The organism is Sphingopyxis microcysteis (assembly GCF_012274265.1).
GTDB classification, from domain to species: Bacteria; Pseudomonadota; Alphaproteobacteria; order Sphingomonadales; family Sphingomonadaceae; genus Sphingopyxis; species Sphingopyxis microcysteis.
On sequence record NZ_JAANYY010000002.1, the window covers coordinates 971,610 to 989,692 of the forward strand.

At 63.9% G+C, this 18,083-nt stretch carries 15 protein-coding genes and 2 tRNA genes; 7 read left to right on the plus strand and 10 right to left on the minus strand.

Annotation, left to right across the window (positions count from 1 at the left end; all coding sequences use genetic code 11):
• Positions 1 to 44: 44 nt before the first annotated feature.
• Positions 45 to 1,148: a phospholipase effector Tle1 domain-containing protein gene (locus G9408_RS04630; RefSeq protein ID WP_168452882.1), complete on the plus strand. Its 1,104-nt coding sequence runs from the start codon at positions 45 to 47 to the stop codon at positions 1,146 to 1,148.
• Between the two features lie 3 nt (positions 1,149 to 1,151).
• Here the strand turns inward: G9408_RS04630 and ettA are convergent, their stop codons facing one another.
• On the minus strand, positions 1,152 to 2,831 hold the full coding sequence (gene ettA / locus G9408_RS04635) for an energy-dependent translational throttle protein EttA (protein ID WP_168452883.1): 1,680 nt from the start codon (positions 2,829 to 2,831) through the stop codon (positions 1,152 to 1,154).
• A 140-nt stretch (positions 2,832 to 2,971) separates the two neighbouring features.
• Here ettA and G9408_RS04640 point away from each other — a divergent pair, with 140 nt between their 5' ends.
• The 3 genes from G9408_RS04640 (at position 2,972) to G9408_RS04650 (ending at position 5,038) form a co-directional block, all read left to right on the plus strand.
• A complete protein-coding gene (locus G9408_RS04640) occupies positions 2,972 to 4,393 on the plus strand; it encodes a M20/M25/M40 family metallo-hydrolase (protein ID WP_168452884.1) in 1,422 nt (473 codons plus the stop codon).
• 204 nt (positions 4,394 to 4,597) lie between these two features.
• Entirely contained in the window at positions 4,598 to 4,945 is a 348-nt protein-coding gene (locus G9408_RS04645; RefSeq protein ID WP_168452885.1) for a hypothetical protein, read from the plus strand.
• Between the two features lie 16 nt (positions 4,946 to 4,961).
• Positions 4,962 to 5,038 (plus strand) — tRNA-Pro (locus G9408_RS04650).
• A gap of 30 nt (positions 5,039 to 5,068) precedes the next feature.
• Here the strand turns inward: G9408_RS04650 and G9408_RS04655 are convergent.
• Complete coding sequence (locus G9408_RS04655; protein ID WP_168452886.1) at positions 5,069 to 6,544, minus strand: M20 family peptidase; 1,476 nt, start codon at positions 6,542 to 6,544, stop codon at positions 5,069 to 5,071.
• A 135-nt stretch (positions 6,545 to 6,679) separates the two neighbouring features.
• Here G9408_RS04655 and G9408_RS04660 point away from each other — a divergent pair, with 135 nt between their 5' ends.
• Positions 6,680 to 7,048, plus strand: coding sequence for a hypothetical protein (locus G9408_RS04660; RefSeq protein ID WP_137869801.1), 369 nt, complete (start codon positions 6,680 to 6,682; stop codon positions 7,046 to 7,048).
• 17 nt (positions 7,049 to 7,065) lie between these two features.
• Here the strand turns inward: G9408_RS04660 and G9408_RS04665 are convergent.
• The 3 genes from G9408_RS04665 to G9408_RS04675 form a co-directional block, all read right to left on the minus strand.
• Positions 7,066 to 7,141, minus strand: a tRNA-Ile gene (locus tag G9408_RS04665).
• Between the two features lie 69 nt (positions 7,142 to 7,210).
• Positions 7,211 to 8,236, minus strand: a complete 1,026-nt coding sequence (locus G9408_RS04670) for a polysaccharide deacetylase family protein (protein WP_328804385.1) — start codon at positions 8,234 to 8,236, stop codon at positions 7,211 to 7,213.
• Between the two features lie 28 nt (positions 8,237 to 8,264).
• Positions 8,265 to 9,908 carry a histidine kinase dimerization/phospho-acceptor domain-containing protein gene (locus G9408_RS04675; protein ID WP_168452887.1) on the minus strand — a complete coding sequence of 548 codons (1,644 nt, stop codon included), beginning with the start codon at positions 9,906 to 9,908 and terminating at the stop codon, positions 8,265 to 8,267.
• A 184-nt stretch (positions 9,909 to 10,092) separates the two neighbouring features.
• Between G9408_RS04675 and G9408_RS04680 the strand changes: the two genes are divergently transcribed.
• A complete protein-coding gene (locus tag G9408_RS04680; protein ID WP_120216155.1) occupies positions 10,093 to 10,566 on the plus strand; it encodes an Lrp/AsnC family transcriptional regulator in 474 nt (157 codons plus the stop codon).
• Positions 10,567 to 10,650: 84 nt separating this feature from the next.
• Here the strand turns inward: G9408_RS04680 and G9408_RS04685 are convergent, their stop codons facing one another.
• Entirely contained in the window at positions 10,651 to 11,949 is a 1,299-nt protein-coding gene (locus G9408_RS04685; protein ID WP_168452888.1) for a tetratricopeptide repeat protein, read from the minus strand.
• A 185-nt stretch (positions 11,950 to 12,134) separates the two neighbouring features.
• Positions 12,135 to 12,431: an Hpt domain-containing protein gene (locus G9408_RS04690; RefSeq protein ID WP_120216153.1), complete on the minus strand. Its 297-nt coding sequence runs from the start codon at positions 12,429 to 12,431 to the stop codon at positions 12,135 to 12,137.
• Between the two features lie 68 nt (positions 12,432 to 12,499).
• Between G9408_RS04690 and G9408_RS04695 the strand changes: the two genes are divergently transcribed.
• Positions 12,500 to 14,872, plus strand: coding sequence for a hypothetical protein (locus G9408_RS04695; protein ID WP_168452889.1), 2,373 nt, complete (start codon positions 12,500 to 12,502; stop codon positions 14,870 to 14,872).
• A 518-nt stretch (positions 14,873 to 15,390) separates the two neighbouring features.
• Here the strand turns inward: G9408_RS04695 and G9408_RS04700 are convergent.
• From G9408_RS04700 to G9408_RS04710, 3 genes are read right to left on the minus strand one after another with little or no spacing between them, the layout of a single operon-like run.
• Positions 15,391 to 15,651, minus strand: coding sequence for a DUF1467 family protein (locus G9408_RS04700; protein WP_168452890.1), 261 nt, complete (start codon positions 15,649 to 15,651; stop codon positions 15,391 to 15,393).
• A 14-nt stretch (positions 15,652 to 15,665) separates the two neighbouring features.
• Positions 15,666 to 17,300 carry a ribonuclease J gene (locus tag G9408_RS04705; RefSeq protein ID WP_168452891.1) on the minus strand — a complete coding sequence of 545 codons (1,635 nt, stop codon included), beginning with the start codon at positions 17,298 to 17,300 and terminating at the stop codon, positions 15,666 to 15,668.
• Positions 17,297 to 18,082: a type III pantothenate kinase gene (locus tag G9408_RS04710; protein ID WP_168452892.1), complete on the minus strand. Its 786-nt coding sequence runs from the start codon at positions 18,080 to 18,082 to the stop codon at positions 17,297 to 17,299. Before G9408_RS04710 ends, G9408_RS04705 begins: the two co-directional genes overlap by 4 nt.
• Position 18,083 lies beyond the last annotated feature (1 nt).

An 18,083-nucleotide genomic window follows, 5' to 3' on the forward strand; every position in this document is an offset into this window, starting at 1 on the left:
CTCGCTGCGCGGGAATGATCTGCTTTGCTCAAGGAAGAGAAAGCATGGTGAGACATCTTGTCGGGTTGATCGATGGAACGATGGTGTCACCATCGACCGCCAGCGCCTACGGCTCCTATTCCAACGTCTTCGAACTCGCGTGCCTTCTGCAACTGAGCGACCGCTCGGACGACGGGGGGCCACAGATTGTTTTCTACTCTTCGGGGATATCGTCACGGCCCGACACATGGAGCCCCTACGACCTCGTCACCGGCAACTCGATCTGGTCGCAGATCATCGATCAGTACATCAATATTTGCTCGAACTATAATTTCGACGCGCCCGAAGGCAGCCGTGACAAAATCTATCTTTTCGGATTCTCGCGCGGCGCCATGGCGATCAGGGCACTCGCCGGGCTGATCTCCGAATTTGGCCTGTTGCGTCCGGAGCATATTCGCGACCTGCCTATTGTCCTGGATGCGTGGAATCGGTCGCTGGGGAAACCTAACCTCAACCCCAAGGTCGAGGTGGAAAACGCCGAGGTCGAGTTTGTAGGGCTATTCGACTCGGTGATGGGCGGCGTCAGCTGGCTTCGCACCTTCAACCCCATCCGTTTCAAGAATTTCAAGCTACCGGCTCGATGCCGCCGGGCGATCCAGATCCTGGCGATCGACGAAAACCGGCGCCACTTCAAACCCAATGTTTGGGATGGAATCACGCCGCGGGCAAGAAAGCCCGACTTCGACGCGACACGGATGCTCAAGCAGATATGGATGCCCGGACTTCACTCGGACGTTGGGGGGACCGGCAATGCGGTTTGGGGACGCGCGTCATTTCTCGCGATGGTCCATTTCATCAAGGAGCATACCAATTTAGGCATCCGCCAGTCGGCGATCGACGCCAAGGAGGAGCGCTTTCGAGAGGGCTATCACAGCCGCCACTATTTTATCGACCAACACAGAAGCATCGGGAAAGGTTTTCGGCGCAACCCCCGTGACCCAAACAGCGGCGATGAAACCCTCCACCCGATATGCAGCGATCTTGAGACCGTGACGTTCAATCGACGTCCCGGCTATCCTTGGTGCGCGAACGTCCTGGCGGCACGTTTCGAGACGCTGAAGGTCGACCCGGACCTCCAGCGCTATTTCGACGACATTCTGCAGATTTAGGGGTCAGCGCGACAGCTTCTTGTACGTCGTTGCGTGCGGACGGGTCGCGCCCTCACCAAGGCGGCGGATCTTATCCTCTTCATACGCCTCGAAATTGCCCTCGAACCATTCGACATGGCTGTCGCCTTCGAACGCCAGAATGTGCGTCGCGAGGCGATCGAGGAAGAAGCGGTCGTGGCTGATGACCACGGCGCAGCCCGCGAAATTTTCGAGCGCTTCTTCGAGCGCGGCGAGCGTTTCGGTGTCGAGGTCGTTGGTCGGTTCGTCGAGCAGCAGCACGTTGCCGCCCTGCTTCAGCATCTTCGCCATATGGACGCGGTTGCGTTCACCGCCCGACAGCTGGCCGACCTTTTTCTGCTGGTCAGTGCCCTTGAAGTTGAAGGCGCCGACATAGGCGCGGGTCTGCATTTCGTGCTTGCCGATGTTCATCATGTCATGGCCGCCCGAAATCTCTTCCCAGACATTCTTGTTCGGGTCGAGCGCATCGCGGCTCTGGTCGACATAGCCGAGGCGTACAGTATCGCCGATCGCGACGCTGCCGCTGTCGGGGGTTTCCTGCCCGGTGATCAGCTTGAACAGCGTCGATTTGCCCGCACCGTTCGGGCCGATGACGCCGACGATGCCGCCCGGCGGCAGCGTGAACGACAGATCTTCAAAGAGCAGTTTGTCGCCATAGGCTTTCGAGATGCCCGACACCTCGATCACCTTGCCGCCAAGGCGTTCGGGAACCTGGATGACGATCTGCGCCTTGCCGGGCGCGCGGTTTTCCTGCGCCTCGATGAGCTGATCGAACGATTTGATACGCGCCTTCGACTTGGCCTGACGCGCTTTCGGCGACTGCCGGATCCACTCGAGCTCGTCCTTAATCGCCTTCTGGCGACCGGCGTCCTCGCGCGCTTCCTGTTCGAGGCGCTTGCCCTTCTTTTCCAGATAGGTCGAATAATTGCCTTCATAGACGAAATAGCGGCCGCGATCGAGTTCGAGGATCCAGTTCACGACATTGTCGAGGAAGTAGCGATCGTGGGTGACGAGGATGACGTTGCCCGGATAATCGACGAGATGCTTTTCGAGCCAGGCGACGCTTTCGGCATCGAGGTGGTTGGTCGGTTCGTCGAGCAGCAGGATCGACGGCTTTTCGAGCAGCAGACGGGTCAGCGCAATGCGGCGCCGTTCGCCGCCCGACAGATTCTCGACGCTCCAATCGCCCGGCGGGCAACGCAGCGCTTCCATCGCGATTTCAAGCTGGTTGTCGAGCGTCCAGCCGTCGACCGCGTCGATCTTTTCCTGCAGCGTGCCCATTTCCTCCATCAGCGCGTCGAAATCGGCGTCGGCGGGCGGATCGGCCATCAGCGTGCTGATCTCGTTGAAGCGGTCCATCATGTCGGCGACACCGCGAACGCCGTCCATGACATTTTCCTTGACCGTCTTGGTCGGGTCGAGCTCGGGCTCTTGCGCGAGATAACCGACAGTGATCCCCTCGCCCGGCCAGGCCTCGCCCGAAAATTCGGTGTCCATGCCCGCCATGATCTTCATCAGCGTCGATTTACCCGTGCCGTTCGGACCGACGATGCCGATCTTGGCATCGGGATAGAATTGCAGGCTCAAATTGTTGAGCGTCGGCTTTTGCGCGCCGGGATAGGTCTTGGTCAGACCCTTCATCACGAAACTATATTGGGCGGCCATGGAAATGCTCCGGTGAGGGCTGGGCCGCAGGCGCGGCCGGGAGAGATGTTGCGCGCCGGTTAGCGAATGGGCGCGGGCTTGGCAATCACCGGGGCAATCGGCGCTTGCACCTGCGCGAACCGCCTCGCTAGGACTGTACCATGACCATCCAGATCCCTTTCCGCCTTTTCGCGCTTGGCAGCGCGAGCCTCGCCCTTTTTGCAGCGCCGCTGTCGGCCTCGATTCCGCCGCCGCCCAGCGCGGTCGAGCTGGCGCAGCAAGGCGATGATCTCGCCTGGTCGATCACCGAGGATCTGACGACCGAAATAGGCCCGCGCATGGCTGGCACCGAAGCGGAGGCTGCGGCGCGAAAGTGGACGATCGCGCGGTTGCAGGCGATGGGCTTTGCCAACGTCCGCGAAGAACCATTCGATATGCCCACGTGGGTGCGCGGCGCCGAAGAGGCCTGGCTGACGAGCCCCTTCCTGCCGCAGAAGCTCGCGATCACCGCGCTCGGTACCAGCGCCTCGACCGGCGCGAAGGGGATCGAAGGCGATATTGCCTACTTCAAGAATTTCGACGCGCTGCTCGCGGCGCCCGACCATCTGGTGAAGGGCAGGATCGTTTTTATCGACCATCAGATGGTGCCGACGCAGGACGGCAGCGGCTATGGCGCTTATGGCCGCGCACGCTTCATCGGCGCTAATGTTGCCGCAAAGAAAGGCGCGATCGCCACCGTGATCCGCGCGATCGGCACCGACGACCACCGTAATCCGCACACCGGCGGCACGAATTTCGAGGCGGGCGTCGCGCCAATTCCGGCTGGCGCGATTTCGAATCCCGACGCCGACCAGCTGGTCAGGCAATGGAAACGCGCGCAACTGATGCGAAAGAGTGAAACTCCGCTCGGCTATATCGCCGAGCCGCTCCGCATGAAGCTCATCCTGACTCCGCAGAACCTCGGCATCCGCAAATCGGGGAACGTCATCGCCGAAGTGCCCGGAAGCGATCGCAGCGCCAGCCCGGTCATCATCGCCTGTCATCTCGACAGTTGGGATCTGGGCACCGGCGCGATCGACGACGCCGCGGGGTGCGGGATTATCACCGCAGCGGCGAAACATGTGATGACGGCAGGCCAGCCGCGCCGGACGATCCGCATTTTGTGGGCGGGAGCGGAGGAAGTGGGCGTGTTCGGCGGCAAGGCCTATTTTGAGCGCCATGGCGAACAGAAGCATGCGGTCGCGCTCGAGTCCGATTTTGGAGCCGATCGCGTGTGGCGCATCGATTTCAAGCTGCCCGACAGCGCAAAGCCGCTCGCCGACCGGCTGACCTCTGCCGTAGCTCCCTTCGGCGTCGTGCGCGGTCGACAGCCCGCAAGTGGCGGTGCGGATATTGGCGCGCTGGTCGCCGCGGGGGTGCCCACGATCGACCTGGCCCAGGATGGGACGCTCTATTTCGATCTGCACCACACGCCCGACGATACGCTCGACAAGATCGATCCGGTGCAATTGCGGCAAAATGTCGCGGTCTGGAGCGCGGCACTGGCGATTCTCGCCAATAGCAGCGACGCCGAGCTGCCGTGAATGTTGCGCGGAAATGACAGTTTTCCGCCAGCGCACGGCATCTCAATTATTTTTGTTGACGATCCATACGGAACGGCTAAATCCCGCCGCTCGCGGGACGGGAAGTTTCCCCATCGCGGTAAGGCATTTTAGGGAGCCCACACATCATGAAGAAATTTGCTGCTATCGCCGTTGCTGCCAGCATGTTCGCCCTCGCCGCTTGCGGTGAAAAGGCTGCTGAAGAAGCCACCACGGAAGCCCCGGCTGCTGAAGCTGTTGCTGAAGAAGGCGCTGACGCCGCTGCTGCTGGCGCCGACGCCGCTGCTGCTGGTGCCGAAGCTGCCGCTGCTGGTGCCGACGCTGCTGCCGCTGCTCCGGCTGACGCTGCTGCGACCGCTGCTGCTCCGGCCGACGCCGCTGCTGCTCCGGCCGCTCCGGCTGAAGAAAAGAAGTAAGTCACAGCCCTTCGGGGCGTTGACCGAAACTAGAATTGGGCGGTCTTCCTTCGGGAAGGCCGCCTTTTTCTTTGCCTTTTGCAACGGCGGGATAGACTTGCGCGCGCGCGCTGTCTAAGGCGCCCAGCAGTAGTCGGGGAGTAGCGCAGCCCGGTAGCGCGCCTGCTTTGGGAGCAGGATGTCGCAGGTTCGAATCCTGTCTCCCCGACCACTGCCCCCCAAAAAAATGAGCCCGGCCCGGCTACCCCGCCGACGTTGCGATCAGCCGCGCATAGAAATCGATCATGCGTTTGAAGCTGTCGATCTTCATATGTTCGTTGGTGCCATGGATCATCGCTGTTTCTTTCAGCGAGAAATGCATCGGCATAAATCGGTACACATCGTCCGATACCGGTTCCATGCTGCGGCTGTCGGTGCCGCCGACGACCAGGATCGGTGACAATACCGCATTCGGCGCGTCGGCTCGCGCCGTCGCCGCGATCCATTTCCAGCCTTGCGAGCTGGTCGACGACACCCGCGACGGTTCGCGCGGCGGTTTCACCCACGCCAGTTTGACCGGCAAATCGCCGACGGCGCCCTGCGCGCGGGCCATGATATCGCCGGATCGATTCCACGGCGCGATGCGATAGTTGATCAGCGCGTTCGCGGTCTGCGGCAGGACGTTTTCCTTTGGACTTCCCTCCAGCATCGTCGGCGCAATCGTCGTGTGAAATGCCGCCGCGGTCGATGGCGTCGCGGCGACTTCGCCTTTCAGGATCGGGCCGAACAGCCATTGGTTCGCCACCGCCATTTTGGTGGTCCCGCCCTTTTTCGCGGCCAGCGTTTCGAGCATCGCGGCGCCCGGTCCCTGAATGCTCAAAGGAAAAGGCTTTTCCGTGATCGCGGTGATCGCCCGCGCCAGCGTCGCGACGCCGGTTTCAGCGGGCGGCATCGAACTGTGGCCGCCCGGCGCATCGGCGGTGACCTTCAGCGTCGCATAGCCTTTCTCGGCGATCCCGATCATGATCGCAGGGCCGTTGATCACGGGCGTGTCGGTCAGCACGACGCTGCCTTCATCCAGCGTGAAGATCGCCCTCACCCCGTCGGCCTTCAGCTTCGCCGCCGCCGCGGCCGCGCCGGAACCACCGACCTCCTCGTCATGCCCCGACACCAGATAAATGCCCCGTTTGGGCCGAAACCCCTGCCCGCTCAGCGCTTCGAGTGCCTCGAACAGCGCGACCAGCGAGCCCTTGTCGTCGACAGTGCCGCGCCCCCACACCGCCTGTTCGGCGATCGTCCCGGCGAAGGGGGGATATTTCCAGTCGCCCTCGGTTCCTTCGGTGACCGGCACCACGTCCTGATGCGCCATCAGGATGATCGGTGCCAGCGCCGGATCGCTGCCCGGCCAATGATAGATCAGCGTGCGGTTGGGCAGGATCGTGCGCGCCATTGCGCGGTGGGTGGCGGGGTAGGTCGCGGCAAGCCAGGCGTGCAACCGGTCCCATTCGGCCGTCTCGTCGTCGGCGGGATCCTGGTGCGAGATCGTGCGGATCTGTGCCGCTGCGCTCAGGTTCGCAACCGCGGCGTCCAGCTCATAAGGCGGCACCGCTGCCAGTCGGACATCGCTGCCATCGGCGATGTCTTTCGGCGCAAAGCTGGCAGTGCGTACCGCCACCGTTCCCGCCACCACCGCAATGATCGCCAGACCACCGATCAATATTACGCGCCGCTTCCCCATATCGCCCTCCTGCTCCCCCGCCAATGGACCGTTATCGGTTTCGATTTGCAAGCATTATGCATGCCTCCTGCGGGTTCAGTGCACATTCATCACCGCAGCGCGATTTCTGCTTCACCCCTGCGATTGAGGCCGCCCATGCGATTGTCTGTCGTCCTTGCCGTCCTGCTGGTGCCGACCGCGGCACAGGCGCAGTTTGTACCGCGAACGCCGCCGCCTAGCGACCGGATGCCCGGAATATCCGATATGGGGACGGCAGCCCAGCGATCGACCGTCGATCATGATCTTCGCGAAACCCGCGCGCGGATCCGCGATGGGCGCGATGCCGGACAATTGTCGAAACGCGAAGCGCGCGCGCTGCGCCGCGAGGCCGGGCAAATATCGACGCTTGCCGATCGTTACGGGCGCGACGGCCTGTCCGATTCCGAACGGCGCGAACTGGAGATGCGGGCGCAGGTATTGCGCGACCTGACCGCCGCGCAGCGGCTCCGGCCCAAGGCGCCCTAGCGCGTCAGATCGGGGAGTGGTGGGCCCGGCAGGACTCGAACCCGCAACCTAGCCGTTATGAGCGGCCAGCTCTAACCATTGAGCTACAGGCCCCCCGTCGAAACCCGGTAGGGGATGCGCGGGCGATAGCGGAGCGCGCGCTATATTGGCAAGCACCAAGGCTCAGCCGGGCGCCTTGCGCGCCGCCATGGCCATGATGTCCGCTGCGGTCGTCGCCTCGACCCCGCGCCGCGCCAGATGATCCAGCACGACATCCCACCACTGGTAGAACAGGTCGAGATCGGCATGGCTGCGGACATAGGGGGTATTTCCCGGTTGCAACGACGGCGAATGGAAGGAGAAGTTGAGAACGGGCACGCGCAGCTCCACCGCGATATCGATCGCCTTGCAGGCCCGGTCGGCGGGAATGCCTTCCGGCGTCAGCGCAATGCGTTCGACGATCCCCAGCCGCGCGAGTGCCGCCCCGGCGTGGGTGCCGTTGCGTGCGACGCGGTGATAGACCGGCTCACCCGCCTTCCCTAGCAGGCCACCAAACACGGTGGTCACGGGCACCTCAAGCACCGCCCCGGCTGCGGTGCGCACCCACCAGGGATGAAGCGGGGCATTGCGGTAATCGGGGCCATGGCCGAAACGATAATCGAAGCCCGACCGCACCGATGTGTCGCACCGAAAGCCAAGTTCGGCCAGCATCGCGGCGGTTTCCTCGCCAAGCCCATAGCGCCCGGCGCGATAAACCGTCGGCATCATCGCGAAACGATCGCGGATCGCATCGCGCAGCGCGATCATCTTTGCTCGTTGCAAATCGCGCGGCAGATTGCCGGTATAGCTGTTGCGCGCGCTGACATCCTCGTCGTGGGGCGGGGTCACCCAGGGATGCAGCTGCGCGCCGATTTCGCACGCGCCGTCGGCTCGCGCCGCGCCCAGAATATCGACGGCGCGATCATCGGCGACGACCGGCCAATCCACCAGATAGATGGGTTTCACCTTCGCATTGGCGAAATATCGCTGGCAATCGGCGAGCGCGGGAATCGACGAAAGGCCATAGCCGGTACGGGCAAAGGGCGCCTCCCAATCGAAATCCTCTTCGGTATCGATCGTGACCCAGAAGCGCGGCCGTTCGTCCGCTGCGAGTTCCACCAGGTCGGACGGCGCAGGCTCAGCAAAGAAATTGCCCGCAGGCTGCACCACGCTCCCCCTTGCTTCCAGACCGGTCGGGCTATTCGCCCTGCTGGGCCTCCAGCCCGGCTTCGGTCTTCGAGTTGGCGGAGCGCAGGTGCAAGGTCAAGGCGTTATGCCCGATGTCGAGCCGCCCGCCCGCGGCACGGGCCAGGCTATCGACGAGGCGAAGCGAAAAGCCGAGGCTGAGCACCGCCGCCCCCGGGGCTTCGCCTTCGGGGCTGAAGCCCGGATCGAGCAGGTCGGATGCGGTCGCGAAGCGAATCGTCGCCGGACGAACGATCCGTAGCTGGAGCATATCGTCGTGCGGCGTCTCGGTGACGAGCTGGCCGACAAGAATTGTACCCGTTTCGGATACATCTATCAGCGCGGTCAGCAGGCGGCCGACCATTCGCCGTGCGTTGGCATCATTGGCGAGCCCCATGAAGGGGCCGCCAACCCGCGAGATGCTGAGGTCCACATGCTGTTCCGCCAGCAGCGGGGCAAGGTCGCTTTCCACCTGCGTCACCACCGCGCCCATATCGACGACTTCGTCCGGGGACGGGTCGATCGCGGTGGCAACATTGCTGCGCGCCGCGGTTTCCAGATCATCGATGATCGTTTGCACCGACAGCGCGTCGGCGACGATCGTGTCGGCCATCGTGCGATAACCTTGGCTGACCGGCCCGAACATCTGCCCGGCGACGATCTGGGCAAAGCCCGAGATCGCATTGAGCGGGCTGCGCAGCTCGTGGATCAACTGGCGAATCGAATCGCCCGAATCTTCGCCGACGGGCCGACCATAGGGCATTTCGTTGCGGTTGGGACGGCGCGCGCTGCCGCGATAGCCGCGAAACTGCCCGGTCGCCGGATCGAACCACGGCAGCGCCGAAAAGCGCCACTCGCCGCCATCGGCAGGCGTGCCTTCCAGCATCATCCGCGCATTGAGGATTTCGGCGCGCTGGCGAAATGCCCCCGCAGCCACGCCGTCCGTTCCCGGTTCGCCGCCAAACGCCGCCTCGGCGATCGACAGGCCGATCACGGCGCCGCGGGTGACGCCGTCGACCCAGTGAATCACCCCATCGGGGCCGGTTTCGAACAGGAAGGCGGAACGCTGCTGTTGCGGAGCCGCGGCGGTCGCGGGCTGGCCGCGGGTCGACTGATATTTGTCGATCCGCCGAACAAGTTCGCTGATCTGGCTGGTTCCGCTGCCAATCGCCGCATCGGGCGCGGCGTGCAGCGCCACCAGCGGCGCGGGGGCGGCTTCGACCGATACCGCCGGTTGCGGCAAGGCCACCGCGGCGCTGCCGAGGCTGGCCAGTGCGCGATAGACGCCGCGCGGCAAATCGCTCCGCCCCGCCAGCACCGATCGCGCCATCGCGCTGGTCGCGGGCAGCATCGCCAGCCAATCGGCCTCGGGCAGCTGCGCGCTGCCGAGCATGATCGCGGCAACCGCCGGGACATCATTGGCGTAGAGCGCAACCAGCGGCGCAAATCGGCCCCGTTTGGCGATCGCTCGCGCACAATCGCGGCGTACCGCTTCCGGAACGCGCGGCCGCAAAACCGCGAGCGCATGCAGGCTGCGACGAATATCGTCATCACCCAGTTGATTGCCGCGCTGCGCCAGAATATCGGACAGTTGCCGCCACGCCGCGATGCTCGCGCGCGTGTCCGAAGGCGCTTGGCGCAGGATGGTCGCGATCATCGAGTCAGCCATCACGCGAACCGAACCCCACAGCTTCTATCGTTGGTTACCCTACGCTTACCGGCTAGCGTGAATCCCTTGGTCATGAAAGTGCCTTAACCGGGCTCGTCACATTGTGGGACAATTGCAATCGCCTGAAATAATATTATGGTCACCGCAGTTTTGGAAAGCGGATGTTTCAACGATGGCGAGTCAGAAATTCGATCAAATCGACCTTCAGATATTGGGTGAGCTGCAGAAAAATGGCCGGATGACGAACGTCGAACTGGCGCAAATGGTCGGGCTCACCGCGCCGCCGTGCCTGCGCCGGGTTCGTGCCCTGGAGGAATCGGGGGTCATCCGGTCCTATCATGCCGATCTAGACGCGGCGAAGCTGGGTTATGGCATCACCGTGTTCGCGATGGTCAGCCTGCGCAGCCAGGCCGAAGCCGATTTGAAAGCCTTCGAGGATTACATCGGCGGCCTTGCCGAAGTGCGCGAATGCTACATGCTCAACGGTGAAATCGATTTTCTGCTGAAAGTCGTCGCGCGCGATTTGCAGAGTTTCCAGTCGTTCCTGACCGCGCATCTGACCTCGGCCCCCAATGTCACCAGCGTCAAGACGTCGCTGACCATCCGCACCGCGAAGCAGTTGGCGGGCATTCCGGTCGACTCGTGACCGTTATCGACGCCTGACCGCTCATCAAAAAGGGCGCCGCTCCCATCGGAACGGCGCCCTTTTTTTATGTCGTGAAGCCGCGCCTCAGCTCGCAGGCGTGGCCGCCGGAGCCGCAGCAGGCGCTCCGCCAGCCTTGGCACGCACGGTCCACAGCTGCGCCAACCGCTGGCGATTGCCCTGCACCTTCGCGAAACTCGCCACCGCCGCATCGCTCTGCCCGGCGAGCGCCTGCGCCACGCCCAGGCGATACTGGATGACCGCATCGGTCGGGCTGGCCGCCAGCGCGGCCTGATACAGCGGAATCGCCTTTGCGGCATCGCCATTACCGACCAGCGCGTCGGCGGTCGCACGCGCCGCCTTCGGGTTGCTCAGCGTGGCGGGCTTGGTCGCATCCGCCGCAACCGCCGCGGCGTCAGCCGTGGCGCGCGGCGTCTGCGATTCGAGGATGCCGCCGAAATGCGCGTCAGTCTTGGGAATGGCGCCGCTGTTCTGGCCATGCTTGATCAGCGCGACAACCTCGCCCGGATAACCCGCTTCGGTCGCCAAGCCCGCATATTCCAGATATTCGGGGCGCTGGGTCATCGAATTGGTCGCGCGCATCAAGCGCAGGATGTCGAGGTTGAGCTCCTTGTCACCGCCCGACTGCTGCAACAGGATGTACAGCGTGTTGCGCCACGTCGCCGGGGTCGGATAATCCTGAACGCGCATCGTCAGCACGTCGAGCATCTCGTTGGTCCGGTTGGCTTTCTGAAAAGCCTGCGCGGGGCGCACGAACAGCTCTTCAGACGGCTTTGTGCCGGCTGCGCGCGCGCTCGCGATCCCCGCCTGTGCAATTTCCCAGCCCTTGTCGATCTGACCGGCATTCAGATAGCTGTCCATCAGCATCGGTGCCAGCGCGGCTTCGGTCGAGCCCGCGGCCTTTGCCGCTTCCAGCCGCTGAATCGCCTTGGTGTAGTTTTTCGCGCCATAGGCGAAGTTGCCCGAATAGAAATTATAGACGCCGATGTTCTCCGCCGGGGTCAGCCCCGACTCGAGCATCACGTCCAGCCCCTGCCCCTGCAACGCCTGGTCCTTGCCCAGGATGCCAAGCTGGAGCTGGTAAAAGCCGACGAGATATTTGTCATCGGGGGTCGATGCGCTGGCCTGCGCCTCGGTCAGCGCCGCCTGCAGCGCCGCGGCATCCTTGGCCGAGTTGGCGTCGGTCATCTTCTTGAGCGCAGGCGCAAAACCTTTGCTTGCGGTCAGCTGCTTGCCCTTGGCGGCTTCTTCCTTTTTCGGCTTTTCCTTCTTCTGAGCGGCAGCCGGGGTAGCGGTCGCCATCAGCGCGCAGCCCAGCACGGCGGCCATGGCCGTCGCGGGCATCGAGCGGAAACGGGTGAACATCGAAATCTCTCCTCAGAATCGGCCGGCTCGCCCAACGAAAACAGGCAACGCAAACAGGGTTCCGGCGCGCGTTCATAACGCGGCTAAACCCGTCGCGTTGCCAAGGCAAGACGGCCCGTACCGATATTATTTGGAAGAAAGCGGCTGAACGGCGATTGAACCCCGCCCAGGGCGCGCCTCGTCGCTCAGCCGAGCTCGTCGATCGCCGCGTTGATCTGGCGCAGCACCAGCGGGTCGCCGGGCGCGCCAGCCATCGCCTGCTCGGCAAGTTCGATGAGCGAGATGATGCCAAAGGTCGCCGCCAGCCCTTTCAGGCGGAGCGCCGCAACCTCCCAATTGGCGTCGCAGCGGGCCCGGCGCATCAGGTCGGCGAGGTCGCGCGCGCTGCTGGCAAAGGCCGTGCGCAGGTCCATCGCGATCGCCGGATCGTCACCGATCGCGGCGCTGAGGTAACGGTCAAGGGGGCCACTATCGAACGACATTCCACAGGGTTGGCAGCTTGTAGTTAAGTTTCCGTTTCAAGACGGTCATTTGATGCTAAGATGGCGCGATGACGGGGGACAAGAAAATCGTCGGATTGTGGCGGGATTCCGCCAAAATCCAGGAAGCCGACAGCGCCGCGCAGGCCGATGCCGCGCCGCCGGAAACGGTGCCCGCGCCCGAAGCGGCTGCCCCGGTCGAACGCGAATGGCTCGGCATGTCGGTGCTTGATGCGGACGACGACCTTGACGACTCCGCTGACGATGCGGCGCAACGGGCGTCGGCGTGGCGCGACCGAGTTGCCCCTGCCCTGCTTGTTCTACTGGCGATTGGGTGGACCGGATTCGCGCTGGCCGTCGCGACCGACAATTTTGCGCGCGCACCGGTGCTTGCCTCCTTACCGACGCTGATTGCGACGATCGCCATGCCGCTGACCCTGCTCGCGGTGCTATGGATGGTGCTGCTGCGGTCGGGTCGTTCGGAACAGGCGCGTTTCGCGCGCGTCGCTGCCGCGCTGCGCGAGGAAAATCTGGCGCTCAATCAATCGATGCACTCGCTCGGCCTGCACCTGGCCGACGCCCAGAAGCAGCTCGGCGAACAGGCGAAGATCGTCCAGCAACTCGGCCTCGATACCGTGATGCGGCTGGGCGAAAGCAGCGACAAGCTGGCCAGCAACGCGTCGGTGATTGCCAATGCGCATGATCAGCTCGCGCGTTCGGGTGATGTCGCCTTGCAGCGGATGGACGGGCTGCTCGCTGGCCTGCCACGAATCGACGATGTCGCGCAGCGGCTCGCGGTCAATTTCCGTGAAGCCGGCCTCGTCGCGCACCAGCAGGGCGCGAGCCTTGAGGCCAAGCTCGCCGAACTTGGCGAAGCAGCCGCAAGAACCGCCCAAACCGGCGAAAGCGCGACCGCCAGCGTCCTAGAAGCGATCGTCGCGCTGCAAGAACAGAGCAAGGAGACCGAAACCGGCCTGCTCGCTGCCTCCACCCAGGTCAGCAGCGCGCACGACGCCGCGCTCGCGCGGATCACCAGCGCCGGCGCTACGGCGCGCGACGACATGGCATCGACCGTCGCCACAATCACCGCGCAGATCGACGAAAGCTGGCGCCGGTTCCGCGAGGGTGTCGATACCGCCGCCGCGCAAATGGATGCCAAGCTCGTTGCCGCGCGCGATGCGGGCGATGCGATGGGCGCGCAATTGTCCGCCCACGCCGATGCCAGCGACGCGCTTGCGACGCGGATCACCGCGCATGTCGCCGAAGTCGCGCAGCAGCTCGACGTGCTCGATGTCAGCGTGACGGCCAGCACCGGCGTCATCGGTCGCTCGATCGAGGACACCAAGACCCAGCTCAGCGCCTTCATGCAGGAAGTGCAGAGCGGCAATGCGTCCGCGCATCAGCTTATCACGCACGCCGAATCGCTGCTGCTCGCGCTCGACGCGGTGACTCGCGAACTAGACGAAACGCTGCCGCATGCGCTCGACCGCATGGCATCGCACGGCAAGGCAACGCAAACCGCGCTGGCGCAATTGCGCCCGATGCTCGAGGCGTCCGAACTTGTCGCGCAATCGACGATGTCGCACGTCAATGCGGTGCAGGCGACGCTCAAGTCGAACGAGGAACAGATGGCCGGGCATGCGACCAGCCAGCAGGCGCTCGTCGACCGGATCAACGGATCGCTCGCCGACGCCGAGGCCGCGCTGGCGAAACTGCGCGACGGCGCCGATGAATTTGCCGAACAGGGCGGCGCGCGGATGATCGCAACGCTGGGCGAGGTGCGCGCCACCGCCGATTCAGCGGCCGAGGAGGCGCGTCAGACGCTCGAAAAGCTGGTGTCGGGCGCACGCGAAGCGATGCAGGCCACCGCGACCGAGGCGATCGACGCGGCGTTCAAGAATGAAATCATGGCCCAGCTGACCGCAATCGAAGAAGCCTCCGCACGCGCGGTGGCGGCGGCGAACGGCGCCGCCGACCGCCTGATGCGCCAGCTCATCACGATCATGGACACCAGCGCCAGCGTCGAACAGCGTGTCGCCGAGGCCGAACAGGCAATCGCCACATCGGGCCGCGATTCGCTTGCCAAACAGGTCGGGCTACTCACCGAAGCGCTGAAATCGACCGCGATCGACGTCACCAAGATCCTGTCGACCGAAGTCAGCGACACCGCATGGGACGCGTATCTGAAGGGCGATCGCGGCGTGTTCGCGCGCCGCGCGGTCAAGCTGATCGAAAACAGCGAGGCCAAGGAAATTCTCCGTCTTTACCAGAATGACGACGGTTTCCACGCGTCGGTGAACCAGTTCATCCACGATTTCGAAGCGATGCTCCGCCTGCTGATCGGCGCGCGCGACGGGTCGGCAATCAGCGTAACCTTGCTGTCGTCGGACATCGGCAAACTGTACGTCGCGCTGGCGCAAGCGATCGACCGCCTGCGGAACTGACCGGCGGACGCGAGGGTCGGCTGACGGTCGGTAGCTGCCATCGATCCTCCCTGTCGCGCAGCGATGGGGAGGTGGCAGCGCGGAGCGCTGACGGAGGGGCTTTTGGCGCAACCGTTGCTGCCCCTCCACCATTCGCTTCGCGAACGGTCCCCCTCCCCATGGCTTCGCCACAGGGAGGATCTATAGCATCGTCATCCCGGCGAAGGCCGGGATCTCACCCTATCGTCGAACCGCACCGGCGAGATCCCGGCCTTCGCCAGGATGACGGATAAGCAAACGTCCGCTCTCCACCCCAAAACCGACATCGCTCTCAAATAGATCTTTCCTACAATCTTTGGCTGTGCCAGCCTTCGTGCCACCTCATCGACACGGCCCATCGAGCATATTCATAGGATCGCAAGACAGCCGTCGTTGGGCTGACTTTTACTGAACTTTGGATACTCATCGACGGAGTAGTGAACGGCCCCAACCCCGGCGCAATCGCGGGAAACCCATGAAACTAGCCTCCGAGCGTCGCCTCAGGCCCGACCGCTCACCACGTCAGGATCGACAACACCGTTCACATAAGCGGCATAGTAGAGCACGAACCCGATCGTCGCGACGATCGCCATCTGGAGCAGGATACGCCCGGGACGGAACACCGCGGGCGCGCCGCGATCCTGCCCCCTCACCAATGGCGCTTCATCGTCGCTCGCCTTGCGACCGTGGAACGGCAGCACAAAAAAGGCGCTGAGCGCGAAGAACAGCGAATAGATGGCAAGCGCGGACGTCCATTTCATCGTCAGTATTCCGTTCAGAGTTGCACAAGCATGACATCGACGACCGGCTTTTTGCCCGTCCAGTCGGTCGCGACGCGGCGCACGCTCAGCCGGATCGCTTCGCGCATCTTTTCCTGTTCCTTGGCGGGTGCCAGCGCCGCCTGTTCGGCCGCCTCGCGCATCTCGTCGATGAACGCCTCGCGCTCATCCTCGACCGGGACGCCGCGATAGCTGACCGCGACGTCGGTGAAGCGCTGATCGGTAAAGATGACCGCAACGGTGATATGCCCGTGCAGCGCCAGCTTGCGGCGCTCATTGATCGTCTCGCCATCGGCGGGCAGGATGACGTCGCCGTCGAGGATCAGGCGCCCGGCGCGGACGCGTTCGAGGATTTTGGCGGGACCGGGCGACAGCCGGACCAGGTCGCCATTCTCCTGGACCAGCGCCTCCGGCACGCCCGTTTCGAGCGCAAAGCGCGCCTGTTCGTGCATGTGGCGGATCTCGCCATGCACCGGCACCACCAGTTTCGGGCGCAGCCAGCCATAGAGCGCCGCCAGTTCCGGCTGTCCCGGGTGGCCGCTGACATGGATATGCGCCTGCTTTTCGGTAACCGTCAGCACGTCCTTGGCCGCGAGCTGGTTCATGATCCGCCCGATCGCGACCTCATTGCCCGGGATCTGCTTTGACGAGAAGACGACGGTGTCGCCCGCCTGCAGCTTGATCTGGTGGCTGTCCGACGCCATGCGCGCCAGCGCCGCGCGCGGTTCGCCCTGCCCGCCGGTCGCGATCACCATCACCTTGTCGCGCGGCAGCCGCATTGCTTCGTCGAAATCGACCGTCGGCGGGAAATCCTTGAGGTAACCGACCGCACGCGCAACGCCGAGGATGCGATCGAGCGAGCGTCCAGCGACGCATAGGGTGCGGCCCGTCGCCTCGGCCACGCGGCCGAGCGTTTTCAGCCGCGCCGCGTTCGATGCAAAGGTGGTGACGATCACGCGCCCCTTCGCCGCACCGACCGCACCGCGCAGGCCGTCATAAAGGTCGCCCTCGCTGCCCGATGCCTCGGGATTGAAGGCGTTGGTCGAATCGCCGATCAGGAAATCGACCCCCTCGTCGCCGATCGCGGTCAGCGCCGCGGCGCTCGACGGGGTGCCGAGCACCGGATCATCGTCGAGTTTCCAGTCGCCGGTGTGGAACACGCGGCCATAGGGGGTGTCGATCACCGCCGCGCTCATTTCGAGGATCGAATGCGCGAGCGGCATCAGGCGGATGCCAAAGGGGCCGAGCTGGAATTGCGCGTCGATGTCGACCGTCTTGATCTTGACGTCCTTCTCCAGCCCCTCTTCGGCCAGCTTGTTCGCGATCAGCCCGGCGGTGAAGCGGTTGGCGTAGAGCGGTACGCCGAGGTCGGCGGCGAGATAGGGCAGCGCGCCGATATGATCCTCATGCCCGTGGGTCAGCACGATGCCGAGCAGATCCTTTTTGCGATCCTCGATAAATTCCAGGTCGGGCATGATGATATCGATGCCGGGATAATCATGGGTGCCAAAGGTCACGCCCAGATCGAGCATGATCCATTTGCCGTCGCAGCCATAAAGATTGGCGTTCATGCCAATCTCGCCCGACCCGCCCAATGCGAGGAAAAGCAGCTCCTTACCCGGAGTCGTCATGTCGTTGGCTTTCGTTGATGATAGAGGTGCATCAACCCGTTCAGCGTCAGATCGGGTTCGATGCGGTCGAACAGATGCGCCTGTTCCTGAAACAATGTCGCAAGGCCGCCGGTGGCGATGACCGTTAGTGGCTTGCTGATCTCCGCCTTCATCCGTGCGATCAGCCCTTCCATCATGGACACATAGCCCCAATAGACGCCGATCAGCATCTGACTTTCAGTCGTGCGGCCGATGACGCTCGTCGTCGCGGGTGCCTCGATCGCGATGCGCGGCAGCTTCGCGGCGGCGGCGACCAGCGCTTCCAGCGACAAATTGACCCCGGGCGCGATGATGCCGCCCAGATACGCGCCATCGGGTCCGATATGGTCGAGCGTCGTTGCGGTGCCGAAGCTGATGACGAGCTTGTCCTTGCCCGGCTCCACCGCCTGCGCCGAGATCGCGTTGACCGCACGGTCGGCGCCGACCGACTGCGGCTCGTCAACCTTGAGCGCGATGCCCCAGGTAACCGGCTCGCGCCCGGCGACCAGCGCCTCGACGCCGAAATATTTGACCGCGAGCAACTGAAGATTGTGGAGCGCGCGCGGCACGACGGTCGAGATGATCACCGCATCGACCTCGGCGCGGTCATGCCCCTCGATCCGCAGCAACTGGTCAAGCCACACCATATATTCGTCGGCGGTGCGGCGATCGTCGGTGGCGATGCGCCAGCGCGCCAGCAGGCTCGTGCCGCGAAACAGCGCAAATTTGGCGTTGGTGTTGCCGACATCGATCGCGAGCAGCACG

Coding starts and splice junctions, on each gene's coding strand:
- G9408_RS04630 (WP_168452882.1), top strand. CDS start 45: ATGGTGAGACATCTTGTCGGGTTGATCGATGGAACGATGGTGTCACCA.
- ettA (WP_168452883.1), bottom strand. CDS start 2,831: ATGGCCGCCCAATATAGTTTCGTGATGAAGGGTCTGACCAAGACCTAT.
- G9408_RS04640 (WP_168452884.1), top strand. CDS start 2,972: ATGACCATCCAGATCCCTTTCCGCCTTTTCGCGCTTGGCAGCGCGAGC.
- G9408_RS04655 (WP_168452886.1), bottom strand. CDS start 6,544: ATGGGGAAGCGGCGCGTAATATTGATCGGTGGTCTGGCGATCATTGCG.
- G9408_RS04660 (WP_137869801.1), top strand. CDS start 6,680: ATGCGATTGTCTGTCGTCCTTGCCGTCCTGCTGGTGCCGACCGCGGCA.
- G9408_RS04675 (WP_168452887.1), bottom strand. CDS start 9,908: ATGATCGCGACCATCCTGCGCCAAGCGCCTTCGGACACGCGCGCGAGC.
- G9408_RS04680 (WP_120216155.1), top strand. CDS start 10,093: ATGGCGAGTCAGAAATTCGATCAAATCGACCTTCAGATATTGGGTGAG.
- G9408_RS04685 (WP_168452888.1), bottom strand. CDS start 11,949: ATGTTCACCCGTTTCCGCTCGATGCCCGCGACGGCCATGGCCGCCGTG.
- G9408_RS04690 (WP_120216153.1), bottom strand. CDS start 12,431: ATGTCGTTCGATAGTGGCCCCCTTGACCGTTACCTCAGCGCCGCGATC.
- G9408_RS04695 (WP_168452889.1), top strand. CDS start 12,500: ATGACGGGGGACAAGAAAATCGTCGGATTGTGGCGGGATTCCGCCAAA.
- G9408_RS04700 (WP_168452890.1), bottom strand. CDS start 15,651: ATGAAATGGACGTCCGCGCTTGCCATCTATTCGCTGTTCTTCGCGCTC.
- G9408_RS04705 (WP_168452891.1), bottom strand. CDS start 17,300: ATGACGACTCCGGGTAAGGAGCTGCTTTTCCTCGCATTGGGCGGGTCG.